Source organism: Formosa bonchosmolovskayae, from assembly GCF_051016085.1.
Taxonomy (GTDB): domain Bacteria; phylum Bacteroidota; class Bacteroidia; order Flavobacteriales; family Flavobacteriaceae; genus Formosa.
The window spans coordinates 1,972,404-1,994,626 of sequence record NZ_CP174605.1 but is presented as its reverse complement, the minus strand read 5'-3'; the positions used below and the strand labels follow the sequence as shown (position 1 = coordinate 1,994,626).

Here is a 22,223-nt window from a genome sequence, read left to right as displayed (position 1 = left end):
ATGAAAATGAAAAATATATTTAAATCATGGTCTTTAATTGCCATTACAGGTTTGCTAGTTTTCACTACTTCTTGTGACAATGACTTTGAAGAAACCAATACAGATCCTAATAACCCTACCGAAATCACTGAAGATTTACAATTAGGGTACATAGAAAGAACTTTAGTTAACGAAGTTCACAATTATTTTCTTGCAGGTGAAGCGGCTTCAGACTGGACACAACACATATCTAAAACGCAATATAACGATGCAGATAGATACTACCCAAGACTTGGTTCTATAAACAATTTCTGGACTGTGCTTTACGGTTCTGTTATTGCAGATGCTGTAGAAATGGAAAGATTAGCAGCAGAAGCAGATAACCAAGCTGTTCAAGGTACTGCTTTAGTACTACAAGCTATGGCTTACCAATATTTAACAGATAATTTCGGAAACATCCCAATGTCTGAGGCAAATAAAGGTAACGAAGGAATTTACAATCCTGCTTACGATACTCAAGAAGAAGTATACAAAGGTATATTTACATTGTTAGATGAAGCTATCGCGCATTTCGAATCAGGTGCTGGATCTATAACAGCGTCTCAAGATTTAATCTACGGTGGTGATGTTTCTAAATGGCTTAAATTTGCTACTACTGTTAAATTTAGAGCAATGATGCGTATTTCTGATACTTCTTTATTCGATGCTGCTGAATTACAAACTTTAGTTAATTCTGGAAATTTGATAACATCTAACGATGATGAAGCTTTTATCTCATTAGAAACAATTGCCTTACCAAACGCGAATCCATTTTACGATATCGTATTAACAGGTAGACAAGGAGAATGGGGAATGGGTAAACCATTAGTAGATTATATGTTAGCTGAGGGAGATCCTAGATTAGCAGTTTACGCTAATGACGTAGACGGTGCATATATAGGAAAACCAGCAGGTTTCCTTAATCCTAGTACAGAAGGATATGGTCCTGGAACTATTTCTCAAATAGGAGACGCATACTTAGCTGCAGATGCACCTTTATACTTTGTAAGTGCTTCTCAAATAAATCTTTTATTAGCAGAAGCTTCTGTTAAGAATTACATTAACGGAGATGCAGCAGCTTACTTTAATGCTGGTGTAGATGCTTCATTAGTGCAAAATGGATTAGCTCCAGGTAGCTATTCTGCTCCTTATACTGGATACAACTCTATAGCACAACAATTATGGGTTTCTACATTCATGCAAGGTTACGAAACATGGGCAGAATGGAAAAGATCTGACATACCAGCAGATTTACCATTAGCCGTAGATCCACAACCAGGAGTAAACAGTATTCCTACAAGATTTACATATCCAAACGACGAAGTATCTTTAAATGCTTCAAATGTAGATGCAGCGGTTGCCGATCAAGGTCCAGACGCATTAACAACAAAAGTTTGGTGGGATATTAACTAATAAAAATGAGAAAAATGAAAAACATAAAATATTTACTGTTATTAGCTACAATTGTAACAGTATTCTTCGGTTGTGAGTCTGACGAACAAGCTGAAGTATTAGAAGGTCTTGAAACCGCAGGTTTAATTATTGACGCATCGGCTACACCAAGTAGTTCTATTCTTGGAAATCCTGATGGTTCTGTAGCATTAGAAGATGCTACTGTAGAAATCGTTAGTGTATATTTCGATATGACTATAGAACTTAAATCTGGAAATTTAGACGACATTGAAAAATTAGAAATATTAAGATCTTTCAATGGAGGAGAAGAAACCGTAGCAGCAACTACTGAAACATTAAGTTACAATTTTGTAATTAATGACTTAGAAAGTTTATTAGATGGATCTGGCTTAGTTGCAGACGATTTAAGAATTGGTGATACATTTACATTCCGTACTAAAATAACTAAAACAGATGGTGAAGTATTATACTTCAGTTCATCATTAGGAACTGTGAATTTAGTTGTAAACTGTTCTTCTGACTTAGCAGGAAGTTATACTGTTAACTACGAAACTCCAGGTGTTCATGTTGTAACAGAAGTTTCTCCAGGTGTATACGCTATAGATAGTATGTTAGGATGGCCGGGAGCTGGTTATACAGTTATGTTTACTGATACTTGTGGACAATTAGCACTAATCGATGACTGGCAATATAGTAACCCTATTTCAGGAGAAGGTTATGTAGATGCAGACGGAAACTTAGTTTGGGAAAAAATGACAGTAGACGGTGTTTACACAGATTCACCTTATACTATGTTTAAAAATTAATAAAAAAGTTGATAATGAAAAATATATATAAAACATTATGTCTATTAACTTTATCTAGTTTTGTGTTCACTGCGTGTGACGATAACGATGATAATACGGGGGAATCTTCGATAGACTATACAAAAATTAACGCTACAGTTTCTACATCTCAATCTAGTTACGAAATTAGTGAAATAGATGCTTATTTAGCTGAAGACGGATTATCGATTCCTTTCACTGTAACTTTAGCAGAGCCATCTACAGCAGATGCTGTAATAGACTTAGCACAAACAGGAGGAACAGCAGATGCTGACGATTTCCATGTTTCAAGTGTAACTGTACCTGCTGGATCAACAACAGCAACTGGAGCAATTTTCATTGATGCTAATGATTATGAAGAAGGTGATGAAACACTTGTTATATCTGCAACATCAAGAGCTAATTTTAATTTAGCAGATTTTTCTGTAGAAATTAATATTGTCGATGATTACGTTTCGCAAATTCTAGACTTAACTTTATCTTGGGAAGGAACTTATGTTTACACTCCAGATGGATTTAATGCAGAAGTAACTGTAGATTTCTGTGATATCGATGTTGATATCGCATACGTATACTTCGGTTCAGTGTACAACCTTGGAGGAGGTGCCACAGGTGACTGCCCTGAGCACTCTGCTTACGAAGCAGGAGGTTATGGATTACCTGACGGAGAATGGACTATCTTAGCTGATATTTATGAAAATAATGACGCTAACCTTTTCCTAGACGAGCCAATTCCTTTAACTCTTGACTGGAGCGTAGCTAATCAAGGTTCTGGTACAATTACAGTAGATGGATTATTATTATCTACTCAAGCTGGTACTCAGATTCCTGTAGCAACTGTAATCGTTAGTGAAGGTGGAACAAATATTGTTGTAACGCCATACGAATAATTTTTCGATAGCATTTTATAATTTTAAAAACCACCTCTTACGAGGTGGTTTTTTTATTACCAACTTTTATTTACCTATTCATAAATTATTGTACTTTTGAACCATGGAAAAAGAAACTCAAATTTTTGGTATTCGTGCTGTTATAGAAGCTATTCAAGCTGGAGAAAATATAGATAAAGTTTTTGTTCAAAAAGGACTTAAAGGAGAATTGTCTCAAGAACTAGAAAGTGTCTTACGAAAACAAAGAATTAACTTTTCTTATGTTCCTATAGAAAAATTAAACAAACTAAGCTCTAAAAACCATCAAGGTGTTGTTGCGCAAATTGCGCCCATTACATTTTGGGATATCGAAGAGCTAGTTACTAAAGTAACCGAATCTGGGAAGACTCCCCTATTTCTTTTATTAGACCAATTAAGCGATGTGCGTAATTTTGGTGCTATTATTCGTACTGCAGAATGTACAGGAGTCGATGGTATAATTATTCAGAAAAAAGGTGGTGCTCCTGTAAATGGAGATACTATAAAAACAAGTGCTGGGGCCGTTTTTAAAATGCCTATTTGTAAAGTAGATCATATTAAAGATGCCATGTTTTATATGCAAGCATCAGGTATAAAAGTAATTGCTGCTACTGAAAAAACCGATGATGTTTTATACGATGTATCGTTTACCGAACCTTGTGCTATAATTATGGGATCTGAAGGAAAGGGAATAAATCCTTCTGTATTAAAGCTTGTAGATGCTAAAGCTAAGCTACCTATCCTAGGCGAGATTGAATCTTTAAATGTATCTGTGGCTTGTGGAGCATTTTTATACGAAGCCGTACGACAAAGGCGTTAATATTACTCGTTACAATTTATAATAATATATACCGCTTTGCTACTCATAAAAAGTAATAAAGCGGTATTTTAGTTATTAAACTTCCTATAACACAAAAACACCATTTTACGCTTAGACTATTTTAACATTAAGATTAGGTAAAAATCTCGTCTATTACATATGCTACAGCCTATTAAATAGTGCATAAATTAACTACACATGTGCGAAAAAAAGAACGTGCTCCAATATGTACCATTTTAAGCTATAATTCATCAAAAAACTCAACGTAAATCGTCACCATTGACATGTTCGTACGAAAAAAGGGACAAATGTGTCAGAATATAAGCCCTAAACTAGTAAAAACAAGCAAACCCTAGTTATAGCGTAGGGTTAAAAGCTTATCAAGTTCCGAAATTCCAGAACATATTATCATGTTTTTCATTAAAAACCATTAAAATATTTAAGATTTAACAATAAATCTGCTTTAGCCAATTTTTTAATAAAGAATTATTGTTTTATTAACTTTAAATAATGATTTTGCGCCCGACTAATTCAAATAAAATAAATATGAAAACAAAATTTAGCGGAATTCTTACGCTATTTCTAGCATTTGTTGTGCAACTTACTTTCGCTCAGCAAAAAACAGTTTCAGGTACTGTTACAGGTAACGACGGTTTGCCTTTACCAGGAACAACAGTTTCGGTTGTGGGAACAACCTCTGGTACATCAACAGATTTTGATGGTAACTTCAGCATTGAAGCAAATGTAGGCAGCAAGCTTAAATTTAGCTTTATTGGCTTTATCTCTAAAGAGGTTACAATTGGTTCTTCAAACACATTAAATGTTACCTTAGAAGAAGACGCCACATCTCTTGACGAGGTTGTAGTTGTTGCCTTTGGTACCACTACAAAAGAAGCATTTACTGGTTCTGCTGGTGTTGTTAGCTCAAAAGACTTAGAATTAAGACCATTAACTTCACCTATTTCTGCAATAGAAGGTAATGTATCTGGTGTACAATTCATATCTTCTTCAGGACAACCAGGATCTTCTCCTGAGATTGTTATTAGAGGTGTGGGTACTTTAAACGGGGACACAGATCCTCTTTTTATTGTAGATGGTATTGCATTCGAAGGTGGTTTAGGGACTTTAAACCAAGACGATATTGAATCTATGACTGTACTTAAAGATGCAGCTTCAACATCATTGTACGGTTCACGTGCAGCCAACGGTGTTGTTATAATTACAACTAAAAAAGGAAAAAAAGGTACTGGCGTTACAGTAAATGTAACTAGTCAATATGGAGTAGTAACTAAGGCAATCAATGAATACGACGCTGTTTCTCCAGGAGAATACTATGAGCTAATGTGGCAATCATACAAAAACTCTTTAGGAGGTGATGCAGACGCGGCTGCAGAGGCTTCTTCATCTATATTTAATCGTTTAGGACGTAACCCGTTTAATGTTGCAAACGATCAAATCGTTGACGTTAATGGAAACCTAAACCCTAATGCCCAAGTTATAGCAGAAGATTTAGACTGGTATGATGCATTAGAAAGAACAGGATCAAGATCTAGTAATTCTATAAATGTATCTGGTGGTGGAGAAAAACACACTATCTTTTTATCTGTTTCTAATTTAGATGAAAAAGGTTATGTTATAGAAAGTGATTACAAAAGAGTAACTAGCCGTTTAAGTGGTAGTTTCGATGCTACAGACTGGCTTTCTTTAGGTGGTAACGTAAACATTTCTAACGAAACACAACATGGTCCGCCTTCAAGAGATAATTCAACTGCAAACGTTTTTGGTTTTGCTAAAAATATGGGATCTATTTATTCTCCTTATTTGCTAGACCCAACAAGTGGTCAAATTTTAAGAGACGAAACAGGTGATATAATTTGGGATCGTGGTGAAAGTATTTCTTCATTAGGAATTCAATCTAGACCAACAAATGTAGGTCGTAACGCTCTTGAAGAAGCTATTTTAAACAACGAGCTTACAACTACAGATAATTATGGATATAGATTTAATGCAGACATTAAACCTTTAGATGGATTAAAACTTAGTTTAATTTACGGGCAAGATTATCAGGACGGAGTAAACCAAAGTTATGAAAATGCAGAAGTTGGAGATGGTGCACCTACAGCAAGGTTTGACGACAACAGATACCAAAGAACAACAGAAAACTTTAATCAGATTTTATCTTACGACAAATCTTTTGGTTTGCATAATTTAGATGTTATGGTAGGACATGAAAGTTTCAGCAGAAACTTTTCTCAAAACAGAGCTTTTAAAAGTACTCAAACAGTAACAGGAATTTATGAATTAGACAATTTCTCTGTAGTTTTAGATGCTTCTGGTAGTAGTACCGACTACAGACTAGAAGGTTATTTAGGTCGATTAAATTATAATTTCGATAATAAATATTACTTAAGTGCTTCTGTAAGAAGAGATGGATCTTCTGTTTTCACAAACAACAAGTGGGGTACTTTTTATTCTGTAGGTGGTTCTTGGAGAATTGATCAAGAAAATTTTATGGATAATGTATCTTTCATTAATAGTTTAAAACTAAGAGCGTCTTATGGAGAAGTTGGTAACGATCAATTAGGGAATTATTACATCTCTCAACCATTATATGCCATTTATTCTAATGCCGGAGAACCAGGTATTTTCTGGGATACAACAGGTAACGAAGACCTAGAATGGGAAACTTCAGAAAGTTATGACTTTGCTCTAGAATACGGTGTACTTAATAATCGTTTATCAGGTTCTTTTGAATATTACAAAAAGATATCTTCAGACTTGTTATACAATGTGCCAATTCCTGCATCTGAAGGTCAAATTGAAGCTCCAGATAACGTAGGTGACTTATACAACGAAGGATTTGAAATTAGTTTAAATGCAGCGATCATTCAATCAGATAAATTTAACTGGAACTTCGGAATACAAGCTTCTACACTTAAAAACGAAATTACTTCACTTCCTGATCCTTTTACTACAGGGTCTAAACGTTGGGAAGAAGGACGATCTAGATTCGATTTCTTTTTATACGATTATGCTGGCGTAGATGCTAGTAATGGAGATGCTTTATTCTACATGTATGAAGAAATAGACGGACAAGTTGGAATTCCTGTTTTAAATGAGAATGGTACTCATGCAACAACTAACGCTTGGGCAGATGCCGGTAAAGGTTACACAGGAGCAAGTGCTGTACCAGATTTAATTGGATCTATATCTAACTCTTTCTCTTATAAAAAAGTTGAACTTAGTGTATTATTATCTTACCAAATTGGAGGAGATATTTTAGATTATGGTTATGCTGACATGATGCATGAAGGAGAATACGGTGCTTCATTACACCCAGATGCGCTTAATGCATGGAAAAACCCAGGAGATATTACTGATGTACCTCGTTTAGAAAATGGAAATACAAATTTAAGTCCAAGTTTATCTTCTAGATGGTTAACAGATGCTTCTTACTTGGCTATTAGAAACGTAAATATTGCTTATAATTTAAGTAATAGTGCGACAGACAAAATAGGATTAGATAAATTAAGATTATTTGTAACAGGAGAAAACCTATTTACGTTTGCAAAAAGAGAAGGATTAAATCCGCAGTACAATCTAGCAGGAACACCTTCAGGTAATGACTATAATCCAAGTAGAGTGATTTCTGTTGGTTTAAACGTTGCATTTTAAATTATAGTTCTTAATTAAAAAAATATACAAAATGATACGAAATAAAATTCTATTATTACTTGCCATATCAATGGTCGTATTTGTAGGCTGTAGTGAAGACTACCTAGAAACAACCCCTACAGATTCAATATCAGAAGAAGATGCACTTTCAAGTACCGAAAACATGGATCTTGTATTAAATGGTCTTCACAGAATGATGTACGCTCAAAATGTATTAGAAGGAGCAGAATCTAGTAGATCTGGAGAGAGCTACTTTATCCCTTCGTTTGATGCTATTGGAGGGAATGCAATTCACTCTTCTCCAGGAAATGGTTGGATGACATCTGATTTAAAATGGACAACTCATACAAACGCAAGTTCAACAACCAATTTTAACCTTTGGTTCCAACGTTACCACTTTGTTGAAACAGCAAATACAATAATTAATAAAGTTGCTGCAAGTGATTTTGTGGAAACAGAAGATTTAAATAAAGTCTTAGGGCAATCTTATGCATACCGTGCATGGGCATATTTAAGATTAGTAACGACGTTCTCTAAAGGATACATTATAGGAAATCCGTCTACAGATCCAGGAGTACCGGTATTACTTGAAGCAGGAGCACCTTACGAAGGAGGGCCTCGTGGCACTGTAGAAGCAGTATATACACAAATGGAAAGTGATATTGACGCAGCTATAACTTATTTACAAAACGGAAGCCCTGCTGATAATAATTCTAACATTTCTCTTAATGCAGCTTATGGTATTAAGGCACGTATTGCTCTATCTAAAGGAGATTGGGCTACAGCTGCAGAAAGTGCTGCACTAGCAAGAGAAGGTTACCCAATATTAACAGAAGCGCAGTGGTTATCTGGTTTCAACTCTGCCGACTCTGATATCTTACCAGAAGTAATTTGGGGAGGTACTGTTATCGATACAGAAACGAATTACTACCAATCGTACTTCTATTTTATTGCATTTTCTTTTAACGGAAGTTTAAACAGAAGTAATCCAAAACTTATTAGTAAAGAATTATACGATAGACTTCCTGCTACAGATTATAGAACACAAGGGTGGTTACCTTTAGCTCCTAACACTAACTCTGCAGCGTCTAACGACCAAGGAGGTAGTTATGAAACAGACCCTAACTATGATAATAAAGCAGATTTTGATGCCGCATGGGAAGATATTATTGAAACTTATGGTGCTACAACAGGACACAACACGCACCCATATATGAATGTAAAGTTTAAACCAAAGAATCCTGGTTCTATTGATCCTGATGATGTGATTTACATGAGATCTTCAGAAATGGTTCTTATTGAAGCTGAAGCAAAAGCAATGTTAAATGATATTCCTGGTGCACAAGATGCTCTAGATATTTTAGGTTCAGCAAGAGATAGTGCCTTTGATAAAACTGCATTTACTACTCAAAACGCTTTAATGGATCAAATTAAATGGCAAAGACGTGTTGAGTTATGGGGTGAAGGATTTAGCTACCATGACAATATTAGATGGGATGAAGGTATTGACCAAACAAATTCTGGTGCATCTTCAACGTTGTATCAAGCCGGTTTCATACAGGCTAAACCATCTGTTAATGATGATTGGATTTTTAAAATTCCACAAAGCGAAATTGATGCAAATCCTTACATGACAGATGCTGATCAAAACTAAGCATTAGACTACGAATCAAAAAATATAAAAACTCATGAAAAAAATAGCACATATTTTTTTAATATTATTCTCATCAACTCTATTGCTTAATTGTGAAGAAGATCAGTTTGAATCGTCTTTAGATTATGTATCATTTAGTGATGTTACTTATAATTCTTCTGTAGATCCTGGTAGTACATCTACTAAAGATATTACAGTTTACAGTACTACAATATCTAGTACAGATCGTGTATTTGACATAGTTGTAGATTTAGATGAAACAACAGGAGATGTTAATTCTTATGAAGTTCCTACATCTGTTACCATACCAGCAAACAGCAACAAAGGTGTTTTTACCATTAATTTAGCCGATGTTAATTTAGATTGCTTCAATTATGTAGGACTTAAATTGATGCCTTATGAAGGAGTAAATCCTGGTAGTACTTCTATATTAACATATTATCAAAAACCAAGTGACACTTGTGAATTAGAAGTAAGTGGTACTCTTGATTTTACTTTTGATAGTTATGCTAGTGAAATATCTTATGAAATTCTTGACGTCGAAGGAAACGTAGTTACTTCTGGGCCTAGTGAAGCTTTTACAGACGGTACGGCTTCTTCAAGCATTCCTGTTACTTTATGTGATGGAAGATGCTATAGTTTAGTTGTGTATGATGCATACGGAGACGGATTAGCTACTCCTGGAGAATTCTCGTTAACATTAAATGGAACAGTATATGCTTCAGGTGGAGGAGATTTTGGTGATTCAACTTCTACTTCATTTCAAGTTTTCGATTAATTAAATAAATTATCTATCCTAAAAGGAGATTGATTTAAAATCAATCTCCTTTTTTTATGTCCTTTTTTTCATTAAATATATAATGAATGTTGGTTGTAGGTACATTTGTAGAAGTTTGGGCTTCTTCAGAGACTTCTTCTTCGGCAGGCTTGTACTCTATAAAATTTCCATCGGCATCGAACTGTTTTAAAAATTCGTCTTCAGCTTCATTATAATCCGGTTCTTCCCAAGCATACTTTTTGGGTTTAGCTATTTCTCTCTTAAATATTAAAGCAAAAAACAAACCTGTTATCAATCCTGATAAATGGCCTTCCCACGAAATACCTTCTTCCATAGGAACAACATACCAAATCATACTTCCGTATAAAAAGACAACTAAAAGTGACAACGCAATTAATCTAAAATGTTTGGCAAAAACGCCTTTAAAGAAAATAAAACTTACCAATACATAAATTAATCCGCTCGCTCCAATATGGTAAGACGGTCGTCCTATGCACCATGTAAGAAAACCTGAAACTAATATGCCATACCCCAAAACTTTCCACGCAATAGGTCTGTAGAAATAAAATAAAGCCACACTCAATACAAATAATGGAATGGTATTATGATATAAATGAGAAATACCAGAATGTATAAACGGACTAAAAACAACACCCTGTAACCCCTCCAACGTACGTGGGAAGATGCCGTGTTTATTAAAAAATATATTAGTTTCTACCTCAAACCAAAACACATACCATAATATTAAAATAAAGGCTAAAGGATATGCTATAACCCCGTTAGAAAATTTAAAATGGTCGTGTTCTTTCATGAAATGAATTTCCTTAAGTTAATCAAATTGTAAACCATTTTATTTAAAATGATAAAATGTCAGTCGCGAATTATTACTTAGCTCTAAAAAATAAAGTAATTTTGCAATATGAATGAACCTTTAGCAGAACGTTTACGACCAGAAACTTTAGACGATTATATTAGTCAATCTCATCTTGTGGGACCGCAGGGACCATTGCGTATACAACTTAAACAGGGTTTAATTTCTTCCATGATATTTTGGGGACCTCCTGGTACAGGTAAAACAACTTTAGCCAATATTGTCGCTTCACAATCCGGCAGACCCTTTTATACTTTAAGTGCCATAAATTCCGGAGTTAAAGATATTCGAGAAGTTATAGACAAAGCCAAACAAAGTGGAGGACTTTTTACAACTAAAAATCCGATCTTATTTATCGATGAGATTCATAGATTTAGTAAGTCGCAACAAGATTCTCTTTTACAAGCAGTAGAAAAAGGCTGGGTAACCTTAATTGGAGCAACAACAGAAAATCCGAGTTTTGAAGTTATTCCCGCATTATTATCACGATGCCAAGTGTATGTTTTAAACGCTTTCGATAAAACAGATTTAGAAAACCTTTTAAGCCGTGCAATTGCAAAAGATAAGTTCTTAACCGAAAAAAACATAGAACTAAAGGAAACCGCCGCGTTATTGCGTCTATCTGGAGGTGATGGCCGAAAATTACTTAATATATTCGAGTTGCTAGTGAATAGTTTCGACGGAGAAGACATTGTGATTACCGACGAAATTGTACTTGCAAAAATTCAGAATAACACTGCACGCTACGATAAAACTGGCGAACAGCATTACGATATTATTTCGGCGTTTATAAAATCGATAAGAGGAAGCGATCCGAATGCTGCTGTGTATTATTTAGCCCGCATGATTGAAGGTGGTGAAGATGTGAAATTTATTGCTCGTCGACTTTTAATTCTAGCAAGCGAAGACATTGGTAATGCCAACCCGACAGCACTCGTTATTGCTAATAATACATTTCAGGCCGTTTCTGCAATCGGATATCCAGAGTCTCGAATTACTTTAAGCCAGTGTACAACCTATTTGGCTTGCTCACCTAAAAGTAATTCGGCTTACGAAGCTATTGGAAGAGCGCAACAATTGGTTCGTGCTACAGGCGATTTGTCTGTGCCATTAGGTATTAGAAATGCACCAACTAAACTCATGAAAGAATTAGGCTATGGCGAAGACTACAAGTATGCACACAGTTACGCTAATAATTTTGCCGAACAAGAATTCTTACCAGACGAGATAAAAAACACTAAACTTTACGAACCAGGAGCAAATCCTAGAGAGCAATCCGATCGTAATTTTTTAAAACAACGCTGGAAAAACAAATACGGCTATTAAATTAAACCATATCCTCTCCTAATTTTTATAAAGCTTTGGCTCTACTCTATTTATAATTAAAGTTAGGAAATGCATATAATATAAAAGTGAGATTCCGACATCAATCAGAATCTCACTTTTTATTTTATTTAAAACGGAGTATTTCCTTAGAATTTAACGTTTAAAACATCTTCTTTTAAGGTATCGCCTTCATAATATTCGATTACCCATTGGTCTCCTTTTTTACGAACTGTGGCCTGCTTTCCTTCAACAAAATACATATCCTTTACACTCGATTTTTTTAACTTGTAAACTACCTTTGGTGTACTATCTACCAATTGGTAACCATTCGCTGTTGGTTGTGCATACAACATGTTAGATGTTGGAGCAACAGCCTGAGATACTACATTAGACGTTACTGCCGTAGCTGGAACAGTAGCTTCAGCGACAGGAGTAGCGATTCCAGAATTAACATCAGGTTGTTCATATTTATAATTTACAGCATCGAAAGAGTTAAATGCATCACGTAAGGCTTCGTGATATGCTTTTTTAAAATCCTTTTCTCTAGAAGACCCGATGGCTGTTTCATAAACCACTTTGTTTCTGCAATCTTTTAAAACAACGATTAATTTTGTAGTAAACATATTAGACTCTTCTTTAATACTAGAAGTCAAGATTAAACATCTATTAATCTCCATTTCTTCCGGCATGTCTTCGTCTTCCATCATGGCTGTAAAGCCCTTTTTATTAAATAAAAACTTAGTCAATTCATTCAATTGGTATTGATTAGATTCTTTTAAAAAATCAAATTTATTTGGTACAACTACGTATTTATAATCGTTTAAACTTGTTTGTGCGAAAGAGCTAAAACATATAGTCGCAACTAACAATAAAATTATTTTTTTCATGAGTTAAATTATTTTTCGTAAAGGTAATTAAGTTTTATAAATATTTTTTCAATTCAATTAATTTATCAATTTGAGTAATATTGTGATGCTCTGTCAACGGGATTTCATTAAAGTATATTGCCTGAAAACCAATATTAATAGCTCCTAAAATATCGGCTTCGAGATTATCTCCAATCATCATGCTGCTATTAACCTCAGCATTAGCCTTATTTAAAGCATAATTAAAAATGTCTGGATGTGGTTTTTTAACGCCTGCCTCTTCCGAATTGGTTACCGTTTTAAAATATTTAAGAATATTAGAATTGGTTAATTTTGAAGTCTGAACCTCCTCGAATCCGTTGGTTATAATATGAAGATTATACTTAGGTTGTAAATAATTTAATATGGACACCGTGTCTTTAAACAGGTAATTAAAAGATGATAAATAGGACAGATAATCGTCGGATAATTTATTGACAATATGAGATTCTACCGGCGTTTTTAATTGGTTAAACGTATCGTTTAATCTTCCAAAACGTAACGTTTCTTTATCGACTTCTCCCATTCTAAACCGTTTCCAGTATTCAAAATTAATGGGTACATAAGCTTCTAAAAACACATCTAAGTCAATTTCCAATTGATTGACTTCGAATATTTTTTTCAAGGTTAAAGACGAATTTTTTTCGAAATCCCAAAGTGTATGGTCTAAATCGAAAAACACATCTTTTATTTTATTTGTCATCTGATGCTGAATCTAAAATAATATTGAATAATTCTTTAAAATGTTTCCACTGCCCAATACCACTAAAGGTGTAATTATGAAACACTGGAACAAATTCTCCATGAACCCGCTTTACCTGGTTAATGATATATTGAAGCGATTCCTTTTTGTCCAACAGCGATGCATTCTTTAATAATGCCGAATCAATTACATGATAAGAGTTTATACGTAATGGCGTTTGTACCTCGTAATCTAAATCGTAAAAGAAAAAAGGCGTACACGTTCCGGCTCTAAAGCCAAGTTCGTTTACATACCCCATGGTATAATCATCCTGAACTTCTAATTCTACAAGGTTTCGATATAGATCAGGTAAATTTAATTTAGAAAAAGAGTTACGCGTTTCTAAAAGAGACGTATTAATTATGCCTTCCATTTGTTGTTGCTCTTTCTTTAAAATAGACTTATCTTCTATAGCAAAATAGGAAACCTTTAATCCTACTCTACAGTAATCTGCAACAGATTTAATTAAAGACACATAATCTTTTCTTAGAGCACTTATACCTTTATCGTAAGTTGAAAAATCGCCAATTAGAAAGAAAAAATGAAACCTATAACCGGTTTGTTTTTGTTTATTTAAAATGTATTTAAACGTATCGAAAGGATCGCGTTTTAAACCAAAAAGAACCATCTGCCGGTAGTATAATTTTTTAAAATTAAAGGCAAATAAATCTTTAATATTTCCACCTACAGTACGCATTAATCCTTTTAATTTAAAATCGTAAGGAGCCGGCACATCTATAACCGGTTTTATACTATATTTTCGACTTGGAAATTTTGCATTTGGATAATTGGCTTCTAAAACGGCTTTGAATTTATAGGCCCAAATATCGACTACTGGCTGTTTTAAAAAGTTATGTTTATATGCTAAACTTTCGTGAGCGCCATAACGCCCATATTCGTCTTTTACATGAGGTAAATATTCTTCGTATCTGCTTAACAAATAAAACGATGCCGCAAAGACATCAAAAGGAAGTGCACTTTTATCTCCTGTAAAAAAGAAACACTTGGTATCCTCCCATTTTGTAACATTTAAGTCGGGATCGGATAATCCTTGCTCGAATAATAAATCGTGACTACGTATAAAAACCTCACTACCTAATGGTTTTTTAGTGTACGACATTTTAAAACTATCGTGAGCTATAAACTCTTCTATAGTTGTAGTAAACGTAACTGGAATGCCAAGAATTCTAGTACAGAGATGTTTAAACGTAAAATTTATACGTGGCGTTATTTTATGGGTATAGACTAGAAGCACACATTTAATTTAAGTAATAAAAGTAATGATTTTAGAGTTAAGAACACAGAATAGCCCGCTTAAAGCGATTTACATTTCGTTTTCGTCTGCAAAACTAAAATACGAACGCTCGGTTATAATTAAGTGGTCTAGCACTTTAATATCTAAACTTAAGGCTGCTGTTTTTAATTTTTGAGTGATTTGCTTATCGGCTACACTAGGTTTTAAAGTGCCCGACGGATGGTTATGCACTAAAATGAGTGCTGTGGCTCCCAACTCTAATGCCATTTTTAAGGTTAAGCGCACATCGACTAAGGTACCGGTAATGCCTCCTTTACTTAATTGTTGTTTTTGCAGAATGGTATTAGAATTATTCAGATATATAATCCAAAATTCTTCATGTGGTAATTCGCCAAGAATAGGTTGCATAATTTCAAAAACAGACGAGGACGATGTAATCTTGTTTTCTTTTACAGCCTCCTCGCCTCTTCGTCTTCTCCCGAGTTCCATCGTCGCCGCAATAGTTACGGCCTTTGCTTCTCCAATGCCTTTAAATGTCATGAGTTGCTTAATAGATAATTTTCCTAAAGCTCTAAGGTTATGATCTACGCTTCCTAAAATACGTTTAGATAAATCTACAGCACTTTCTTCCCGATTACCACTTCCTATTAAAATGGCAACCAATTCGGCATCGCTTAAAGTGGCTTGTCCTTTAGTAAGTAGCTTCTCTCGGGGCCGATCATCTTCCGACCAGTTTTTAATAGAAAAAGGAATCTTTTTATCTAACATACTATAAATATAAATATTGTAAATTTCGAAACCAATTAAAACAACTGAAAATGAACACTTTATTTAATCCTGAAAACACAAAGACCATACTCTTACGTCTCGATAACTTAACTGAAACAAGTGAGGCCAAGTGGGGAAAAATGAATGTAGGGCAAATGCTAAAACATTGTCAAGGTCCGTTAAATATTGCTTTAGGGAACCAGGTTTTAGTTACAAAACTTAACTTTTTTCAGAAAACATTATTGTCTTTTTATAAACCGGTATTGTATAATAACAAACCTTGGAAACGAAATTTACCTACAGCAAAAGAGTTTAAAATAACAACACCTCAATTATTCCTTGAGGAAAAAGAAAACCTTAAACTCCTTATAGAAACATTTTCTAAAAAAACCGTTGTAAAAACTTGGCCTAATCATCCACTTTTTGGTTATTTTACACCCGAACAATGGGGCCAGATGCAATACAAACATTTAGATCATCATTTATCCCAATTTAATGTCTAACTAAATAATTTTATCATTGAGTTATCCTCCAAACATTCATCAAGACGACAATAAAAGTCACATGATTGAAGTGATTAAGCATTATCCGCTAGCTACCGTTATCTCTATAGAAAACAATTTGCCACTAATCACTCATTTACCGCTTATATACGAGTCCGGTAAGCTCATAGGACATATTGATAAGAATAATCCTCAAGCCGCGTTATTAAAAAACAATGCCCCTGTAACCATTATATTTTCGGGTCCCGATTGCTATATTTCTCCAAGCCTTTTTGGCACGGCAGAATTACCGACTTGGAACTATATAAAAGTACATTTACAAGGGGTTGCTTCTGAAATTAAAAATGAAAATCAAGTAAAACACACTATGGTAGAAATGACTTCGTTTTTAGAAGCTCCAGAAGAGGCTTACGTATTGGATTATAACAACCCGAGTATGGATAAATTTGTAAATTACGTTATGGGGTTCGAAATAGATATTCTTCAATGGGAAGGCAAATTTAAACTCTCGCAAAATAAAACAGCAGAAGCTCAGGATATTGCCAAGTTGCAATTAATATCTAAAAATAGAACAAGCATTAAACCCTTTTTAGACCAAATCATTTAAATTTAGGAGAACAAACTTCTAAAAACTTATATTTATAGTATCAATTTATATTCACTGCATGACTCTTAACCACCTTCGCTTAAAATATGTATTAACGTTAGTACTGTGTTTGTTTGTATTTACTGCCAATTCGCAAACAGATTTGCTGGGTAGCATAGAACCTAGTTCTCAAGACTTAGATTCGATAAGCGCTAAAAAACTCAAGGCGATTTCTTCCGTTAATCTTGTCCGCGAAATAGATAATGCGAATAGTGAACTTAAGTTAATTCAGAAAAAAACTCAAATTCCATCTAATATTAAAAAAATTGATTCTGCACATATCAAGCACTATCAGTTTATATTACAAGAATCTAACACGGTTGAAAATTTTATGGAGGCTAATCCTAACCTTCAAAAAATTAATAATCTTATTAACAGATGGAACGGTTATAAAAAAACATTAACAGGATGGCAAACCTCTGTAAACGATCAGCAAGTTCGTAACTCAAGATTTGTAACCGATATTATAAATAAGGAAAAAATTTGGGGATTAAGTTATCAATCTGCTTTAGACACCAGCGCTCCAGAAGAGATTTTAACTTCGATTAATAACATCTGGGAGAAAACAAAAGACACTAAAGCAACTATTCTTAAAAATAATAATTACTACCTCGTTCTAGAGACTAAAATAAATGAACAAATTAGCATTACAGAACAAGTCATGGATGAGTTGTTGGCATTAAAAAACTCTGATATATACGATATTTTTCACAAACGACACGCTGCGTTATGGCATATCTCTTTTACTGGAGATAGCGAAATTCCAAGTGAAAGCGACGATGTAGAATCTATTAAAAACAATATTTCTACGACCTATAACTATTTACGAGAACGCACTGGGGTAATCTTGTTTTACTTTATTTTTATTGGTTTTATAACCCTTTTTATTACCCGATTGAAAGCGGGGTATTCGAAATTTCCATTCAAAGAAAAATCAAAAACTCATAAAAAAGCTAAGAACATTATACTGAATAAAAGCACTATTTGTATCGTGTTTTTATCTCTTTTGGTATCTAAGGTCATGTTCTCGAATACGCCTAAATTATTTATAGATATCACCACACTTCTTATACTAATTTGTGCTGTACCGTTAATTAGACCGTACATGCATAAAAGGTTTAAAGACATTATTTTCTTCGTTATTATATTCTTTTTAATAAATGCCTCTAAATCTTATATCTGGTTTTCATCATCTGTATATAGAATTTATATTTTATTCGAAGCGTCCTTATTAATCTACATGCTTTACAGGTATACAAATCCGTATCGGGAAACTAAAAAATTAGTGGTAGATAGTTTTGGAAAACTTCTTATTCGCCTCACTCCCGTAATTTACATTTTATGCCTAATCTCTATAGTGTCTAATATTTTTGGATATACAAATCTAACCGACATTACATTAAAAATTAGTACGCAAAGTGGAATAAGCACAACGTTTTTCTACAGTCTATTAATGGTGTTTAATGGCATTTCTTTAGGGATTATAAACCGCCATTTTGGAGTAAAACAATCGTACCTGCCTGCGAATCGTTGGGACATTGAAAAAATCACCTTAAAAGTTACGAGAACCCTTATTGCAATTATTTGGACCTTATATTTTCTAAATATTTTAGATGTATTACGACCTATGATTGAAGTCATTCAGGACACCATTACAGAGCCCTATCAATTAGGTAGTTTAACATTTACATTAGAAGGTATTCTTGGATTTATTTTCACTTTAATTATTACCTACACTATAACTAAAATCATTTCGTTTTTAATAAATGATGGCGATGGCGTCCTTCGTCTTTTAAAATTACCGAAAGGAATTCCCGCCGCCATATCTTTAGTTATACGCTACTTTATCATGGCGTTTGGTGTTGTATTAGCTCTTGGAGCTTTGGGTATCGATTTAAGTAAATTTAATTTAATGGCGGGTGCATTAGGTTTGGGTATTGGTTTTGGATTACAAACCGTGATTTCAAATTTTGTATCTGGTTTAATTTTAGTTTTTGAACGTCCTATTTTACCTGGAGATACGGTAGAAGTGAATAGTTTATTAGGAACTGTAAATCGTATAGGCGTGCGTTCTTCGAGCATTAGCACCTTTGATGGCGCAGAAGTGGTGGTACCTAATAATAATTTAATTTCTAATGATTTAATAAACTGGACCCTCTCCAACAACATTAAACGTATTGAAATTTTAATAGGAACGTCTTACGATTCCGACCCAAATCGCGTTCTTGAGATTCTTACTGAAATTGCAAAAGATTATCAATTTACCTTAAAAGATCCAGCTCCTAAGGCCTTGTTTAGCAATTTTGGCGATAGCTCACTAAATTTTAGATTATTATTTTGGGTACATTACGAAATTGGTATGCAGTCTAAAAGTGATATTTCCATTAATATCTACAACCGATTTAAAGCGGAAGGTATTGAAATTCCGTTCCCGCAACGTGATTTAAATGTGAGAAACATCCCTGAAAATTTAAACTTTAAATCTTTTCAAAATGAATTTAAAGCACCCACCGCAGAAGAACCTTTAAATAAGAATTTAGAAAAACCATTTATCGAACCGGTAAAAACAGATGTAGATTCTGATGATTCTAACAACAGCTCTTCTACCGATGAGGACACAAAATAACAGTATGCGTTAAGCACAAAAAAGCGAGATTTTGATGATTCAAAATCTCGCTTTTTTGTGTTATATTTTTTAAAACTGAATTTAATGGTACTTGTCACCCTGAACTTCAGGGTCTCACACTCTCCTATTCCATAAACTATACTTTATGTGATTCTGAAACAAGTTCAGAATGACGATTAATTTAAATAAAACCTCATCTTCTTGATTCTTGATTCTAAAAGCGAAGCAATCTTTGTTCTTGAATCTATTTAATCAGAGACTTCACATCGTCAAAATCTAAGCCACCATAATTCCCTGAGCTCATTAATAACAAGGACGTATTCTCTAAATTCTGATTGAATAAGAATGACTTAAAATCGTCTGGATTGGTGTAGATAATTAAATCGTCACGCTCGAAAGCTGAAGCGATTTGTGCTTCTGTAACCGTATCTAATTTTTTAATCTCTACCGCATGCGGAGAATAGAATACCACAGCAACATCGGCATCATCTAAAGTCCCTTTATACTCTTTTAAAAACTCGGCATTTAAACTACTATATGTGTGTAGTTCTAGACATGCTACTAATTTTCTATCTTCAAACTGTGCTTTTACAGCTTTAGTCGTCGCTTCTACTTTACTTGGTGAATGTGCAAAATCTTTAAATGCAATGCTGTTTTTCCCTTCAGCTATTTTCTCTAAACGCTTACTTGCGCCTTTAAATGTAGAAATAGCTTCGTAGAAATCGTCTTCATCGATTCCCATATGCTGACATATCCATTTGGCACCACCTAAATTATTAAGATTATGTTTTCCAAATACTTCTATTGGCAATGGCCCTTCGGCTGTTTCTAATAAGGTTTCCCCATCTTCAACAGTATACTCAGGTGTATGATAAGGTAATTTTCTAATCGGATTCACAGACGCTTCAACCACACGTTTTACAGCTTCGTCTTCTTCATTGTACGTTATGCTTCCGCCATTAACAATGCTATCTACAAAAATCTGGAATTGCTCTTCGTAATTTTCATACGTAGGAAACACATTAATATGGTCCCAAGCAATACCGCTTAACAAGGCAATATTTGGTTTATATAGATGAAATTTAGGTCGTCTATCTATTGGCGAACTTAGATACTCATCGCCTTCTAATACTATAAAGTCGTTGTCGTCTGTAAGTTTTACCATCACATCAAAACCATCTAATTGCGCGCCCACCATAAAATCTACATCTCTATCGTGGTAATGCATAACATGTAAAATCATAGAGGTAATGGTTGTTTTTCCATGACTCCCACCAATAACTACACGGGTCTTGTTTTTAGATTGCTCGTATAAAAACTCAGGGTAACTATATATTTTAAGTCCTAAATCTTGAGCTTTTAGCAACTCCGGATTATCGGCTTTAGCATGCATTCCTAAAACTACAGCATCTAAATCTGTCGTAATTTTTTCTGGAAACCATCCGAAGGCTTCTGGTAATAATCCTTTTGTCTGTAATCTTGATTTAGAAGGTTCGAAAATCTCATCGTCACTTCCTGTTACGCGATAACCTTTGTTATGTAAGGCCAAGGCTAAATTGTGCATTGCACTTCCGCCAATGGCTATAAAATGTACATTCATAAACTTATTTTGAAGACCGTAAATATACACGTTTTAGTACGTTTTTCAGAACGTTTATTGGGTAATATCTTCTAAATTTTGCTGAAGTTCTTCGGCTTCTAAACGCCCATATCCCGTTCTTAAAACAGCGATGGCTTTTTCTTTCTGGTCTCGATTTAAATAAAATTCGGCAAGAGCCATATAACAGGTTTTCGAACCGCCAATATCTAGAGCTTGTTTATAAAACTGTTCTGCTCGTATAAAATCGTCTGCTTTGTTGTAGAGATAGCCTTTTGCGAGATAACCATCCACTTTAGACAATGATTCTAATTGGTTGGCATAGGTAATGGCTTTAGATGTACTTCCGCCAAGAACGGCAGGTAATTCCATATAAATTTTGACTAATGCCCAACGGCTTTCAATATGATTTGGGTCTAATTCCGAAGCTTGGATACATTCTGATTTCGCCTCTAAAATCAACGGAATAGCCATAAGTTTATTTACCGTTAATGCTTTCATGGCTAAAGCGCCTCCATATTTATAATGGTAATTGGCCACTTCAGGATATAAATCTACTAATACATTATACTGATTAATTGAAGAATCCCAATCTTTTGTATGGCTATAGGCATCACCTAATAATTCAATTGCTTTAGACCGGTTATCCGATATTTCGTTAGTTAATGGTTCTAATATTGAAATGACTTTAGTGTAGTTTCCTGTATCAAAATACGTCTGCGCCTCAGAGAAACGCGATTGCGAATACAGCAACTGCGGAAGCCCTAAAAGAATTATAAAAATATATACGAAACGAAATTTCATAACGCAAAAATAATGATTTATCGCTCCCTTTTATCTAATTCTCAAAACGCAAACCATTAAAAAAAGAGTAACTTTCTCATTTAAACTTAG

At 34.2% G+C, this 22,223-nt stretch carries 18 protein-coding genes; 11 read left to right on the top strand and 7 right to left on the bottom strand.

Annotated features, from left to right (window positions below; translation table 11 throughout):
* Positions 1-6: 6 nt before the first annotated feature.
* The 7 genes from ACKC83_RS08395 (at position 7) to ACKC83_RS08365 (ending at position 10,090) form a co-directional block, all read left to right on the top strand.
* Entirely contained in the window at positions 7-1,431 is a 1,425-nt protein-coding gene (locus ACKC83_RS08395) for a SusD/RagB family nutrient-binding outer membrane lipoprotein (protein ID WP_434037716.1), read from the top strand.
* A gap of 14 nt (positions 1,432-1,445) precedes the next feature.
* Entirely contained in the window at positions 1,446-2,237 is a 792-nt protein-coding gene (locus tag ACKC83_RS08390) for a hypothetical protein (RefSeq protein WP_414036141.1), read from the top strand.
* Positions 2,238-2,251: 14 nt separating this feature from the next.
* Entirely contained in the window at positions 2,252-3,145 is an 894-nt protein-coding gene (locus tag ACKC83_RS08385) for a hypothetical protein (protein ID WP_414036142.1), read from the top strand.
* Positions 3,146-3,248: 103 nt separating this feature from the next.
* The gene (gene rlmB, locus ACKC83_RS08380) at positions 3,249-3,983 is read left to right on the top strand and encodes a 23S rRNA (guanosine(2251)-2'-O)-methyltransferase RlmB (protein ID WP_414036143.1); all 735 of its coding nucleotides are present in this window, start codon (positions 3,249-3,251) and stop codon (positions 3,981-3,983) included.
* Positions 3,984-4,529: 546 nt separating this feature from the next.
* A complete protein-coding gene (locus ACKC83_RS08375) occupies positions 4,530-7,658 on the top strand; it encodes a SusC/RagA family TonB-linked outer membrane protein (protein WP_434037715.1) in 3,129 nt (1,042 codons plus the stop codon).
* Positions 7,659-7,689: 31 nt separating this feature from the next.
* Positions 7,690-9,312: a RagB/SusD family nutrient uptake outer membrane protein gene (locus ACKC83_RS08370; RefSeq protein WP_434037714.1), complete on the top strand. Its 1,623-nt coding sequence runs from the start codon at positions 7,690-7,692 to the stop codon at positions 9,310-9,312.
* Between the two features lie 34 nt (positions 9,313-9,346).
* On the top strand, positions 9,347-10,090 hold the full coding sequence (locus ACKC83_RS08365) for a hypothetical protein (protein WP_434037713.1): 744 nt from the start codon (positions 9,347-9,349) through the stop codon (positions 10,088-10,090).
* 40 nt (positions 10,091-10,130) lie between these two features.
* Here the strand turns inward: ACKC83_RS08365 and ACKC83_RS08360 are convergent, their stop codons facing one another.
* Positions 10,131-10,901 carry a rhomboid family intramembrane serine protease gene (locus ACKC83_RS08360; RefSeq protein ID WP_434037712.1) on the bottom strand — a complete coding sequence of 257 codons (771 nt, stop codon included), beginning with the start codon at positions 10,899-10,901 and terminating at the stop codon, positions 10,131-10,133.
* A gap of 108 nt (positions 10,902-11,009) precedes the next feature.
* On the opposite strand from ACKC83_RS08360, the gene ACKC83_RS08355 reads away from it, so the two are divergent.
* Entirely contained in the window at positions 11,010-12,287 is a 1,278-nt protein-coding gene (locus tag ACKC83_RS08355; protein ID WP_414036147.1) for a replication-associated recombination protein A, read from the top strand.
* A 146-nt stretch (positions 12,288-12,433) separates the two neighbouring features.
* Here ACKC83_RS08355 and ACKC83_RS08350 read toward each other — a convergent pair whose 3' ends face one another.
* From ACKC83_RS08350 to radC, 4 genes are all read right to left on the bottom strand, one after another.
* The gene (locus ACKC83_RS08350; RefSeq protein WP_434037711.1) at positions 12,434-13,174 is read right to left on the bottom strand and encodes a hypothetical protein; all 741 of its coding nucleotides are present in this window, start codon (positions 13,172-13,174) and stop codon (positions 12,434-12,436) included.
* Between the two features lie 34 nt (positions 13,175-13,208).
* Positions 13,209-13,895 carry a YjjG family noncanonical pyrimidine nucleotidase gene (locus ACKC83_RS08345; protein WP_434037710.1) on the bottom strand — a complete coding sequence of 229 codons (687 nt, stop codon included), beginning with the start codon at positions 13,893-13,895 and terminating at the stop codon, positions 13,209-13,211.
* Entirely contained in the window at positions 13,885-15,189 is a 1,305-nt protein-coding gene (locus ACKC83_RS08340; RefSeq protein WP_414036150.1) for a polysaccharide deacetylase family protein, read from the bottom strand. Before ACKC83_RS08340 ends, ACKC83_RS08345 begins: the two co-directional genes overlap by 11 nt.
* Positions 15,190-15,258: 69 nt before the next feature.
* Complete coding sequence (radC, locus tag ACKC83_RS08335; protein ID WP_434037709.1) at positions 15,259-15,957, bottom strand: RadC family protein; 699 nt, start codon at positions 15,955-15,957, stop codon at positions 15,259-15,261.
* A gap of 50 nt (positions 15,958-16,007) precedes the next feature.
* Here radC and ACKC83_RS08330 point away from each other — a divergent pair, with 50 nt between their 5' ends.
* From ACKC83_RS08330 to ACKC83_RS08320, 3 genes are read left to right on the top strand one after another with little or no spacing between them, the layout of a single operon-like run.
* Entirely contained in the window at positions 16,008-16,460 is a 453-nt protein-coding gene (locus ACKC83_RS08330) for a DUF1569 domain-containing protein (RefSeq protein ID WP_434037708.1), read from the top strand.
* 16 nt (positions 16,461-16,476) lie between these two features.
* Positions 16,477-17,067, top strand: coding sequence for an FMN-binding negative transcriptional regulator (locus tag ACKC83_RS08325; protein ID WP_434037707.1), 591 nt, complete (start codon positions 16,477-16,479; stop codon positions 17,065-17,067).
* Between the two features lie 58 nt (positions 17,068-17,125).
* Entirely contained in the window at positions 17,126-19,732 is a 2,607-nt protein-coding gene (locus ACKC83_RS08320; protein ID WP_434037706.1) for a mechanosensitive ion channel family protein, read from the top strand.
* Positions 19,733-19,976: 244 nt separating this feature from the next.
* Here ACKC83_RS08320 and ACKC83_RS08315 read toward each other — a convergent pair whose 3' ends face one another.
* Both ACKC83_RS08315 and ACKC83_RS08310 read right to left on the bottom strand, forming a co-directional pair.
* Entirely contained in the window at positions 19,977-21,332 is a 1,356-nt protein-coding gene (locus tag ACKC83_RS08315) for a UDP-N-acetylmuramate--L-alanine ligase (RefSeq protein ID WP_414036155.1), read from the bottom strand.
* A 54-nt stretch (positions 21,333-21,386) separates the two neighbouring features.
* Entirely contained in the window at positions 21,387-22,133 is a 747-nt protein-coding gene (locus ACKC83_RS08310; RefSeq protein WP_434037705.1) for a tetratricopeptide repeat protein, read from the bottom strand.
* Between the last annotated feature and the right edge of the window lie 90 nt (positions 22,134-22,223).

Coding starts and splice junctions, on each gene's coding strand:
- ACKC83_RS08315 (WP_414036155.1), bottom strand. CDS start 21,332: ATGAATGTACATTTTATAGCCATTGGCGGAAGTGCAATGCACAATTTA.
- ACKC83_RS08345 (WP_434037710.1), bottom strand. CDS start 13,895: ATGACAAATAAAATAAAAGATGTGTTTTTCGATTTAGACCATACACTT.
- ACKC83_RS08320 (WP_434037706.1), top strand. CDS start 17,126: ATGACTCTTAACCACCTTCGCTTAAAATATGTATTAACGTTAGTACTG.
- rlmB (WP_414036143.1), top strand. CDS start 3,249: ATGGAAAAAGAAACTCAAATTTTTGGTATTCGTGCTGTTATAGAAGCT.
- ACKC83_RS08310 (WP_434037705.1), bottom strand. CDS start 22,133: ATGAAATTTCGTTTCGTATATATTTTTATAATTCTTTTAGGGCTTCCG.
- ACKC83_RS08375 (WP_434037715.1), top strand. CDS start 4,530: ATGAAAACAAAATTTAGCGGAATTCTTACGCTATTTCTAGCATTTGTT.
- ACKC83_RS08350 (WP_434037711.1), bottom strand. CDS start 13,174: ATGAAAAAAATAATTTTATTGTTAGTTGCGACTATATGTTTTAGCTCT.
- ACKC83_RS08365 (WP_434037713.1), top strand. CDS start 9,347: ATGAAAAAAATAGCACATATTTTTTTAATATTATTCTCATCAACTCTA.
- ACKC83_RS08390 (WP_414036141.1), top strand. CDS start 1,446: ATGAAAAACATAAAATATTTACTGTTATTAGCTACAATTGTAACAGTA.
- ACKC83_RS08360 (WP_434037712.1), bottom strand. CDS start 10,901: ATGAAAGAACACGACCATTTTAAATTTTCTAACGGGGTTATAGCATAT.
- ACKC83_RS08395 (WP_434037716.1), top strand. CDS start 7: ATGAAAAATATATTTAAATCATGGTCTTTAATTGCCATTACAGGTTTG.
- ACKC83_RS08355 (WP_414036147.1), top strand. CDS start 11,010: ATGAATGAACCTTTAGCAGAACGTTTACGACCAGAAACTTTAGACGAT.
- radC (WP_434037709.1), bottom strand. CDS start 15,957: ATGTTAGATAAAAAGATTCCTTTTTCTATTAAAAACTGGTCGGAAGAT.
- ACKC83_RS08330 (WP_434037708.1), top strand. CDS start 16,008: ATGAACACTTTATTTAATCCTGAAAACACAAAGACCATACTCTTACGT.
- ACKC83_RS08370 (WP_434037714.1), top strand. CDS start 7,690: ATGATACGAAATAAAATTCTATTATTACTTGCCATATCAATGGTCGTA.
- ACKC83_RS08385 (WP_414036142.1), top strand. CDS start 2,252: ATGAAAAATATATATAAAACATTATGTCTATTAACTTTATCTAGTTTT.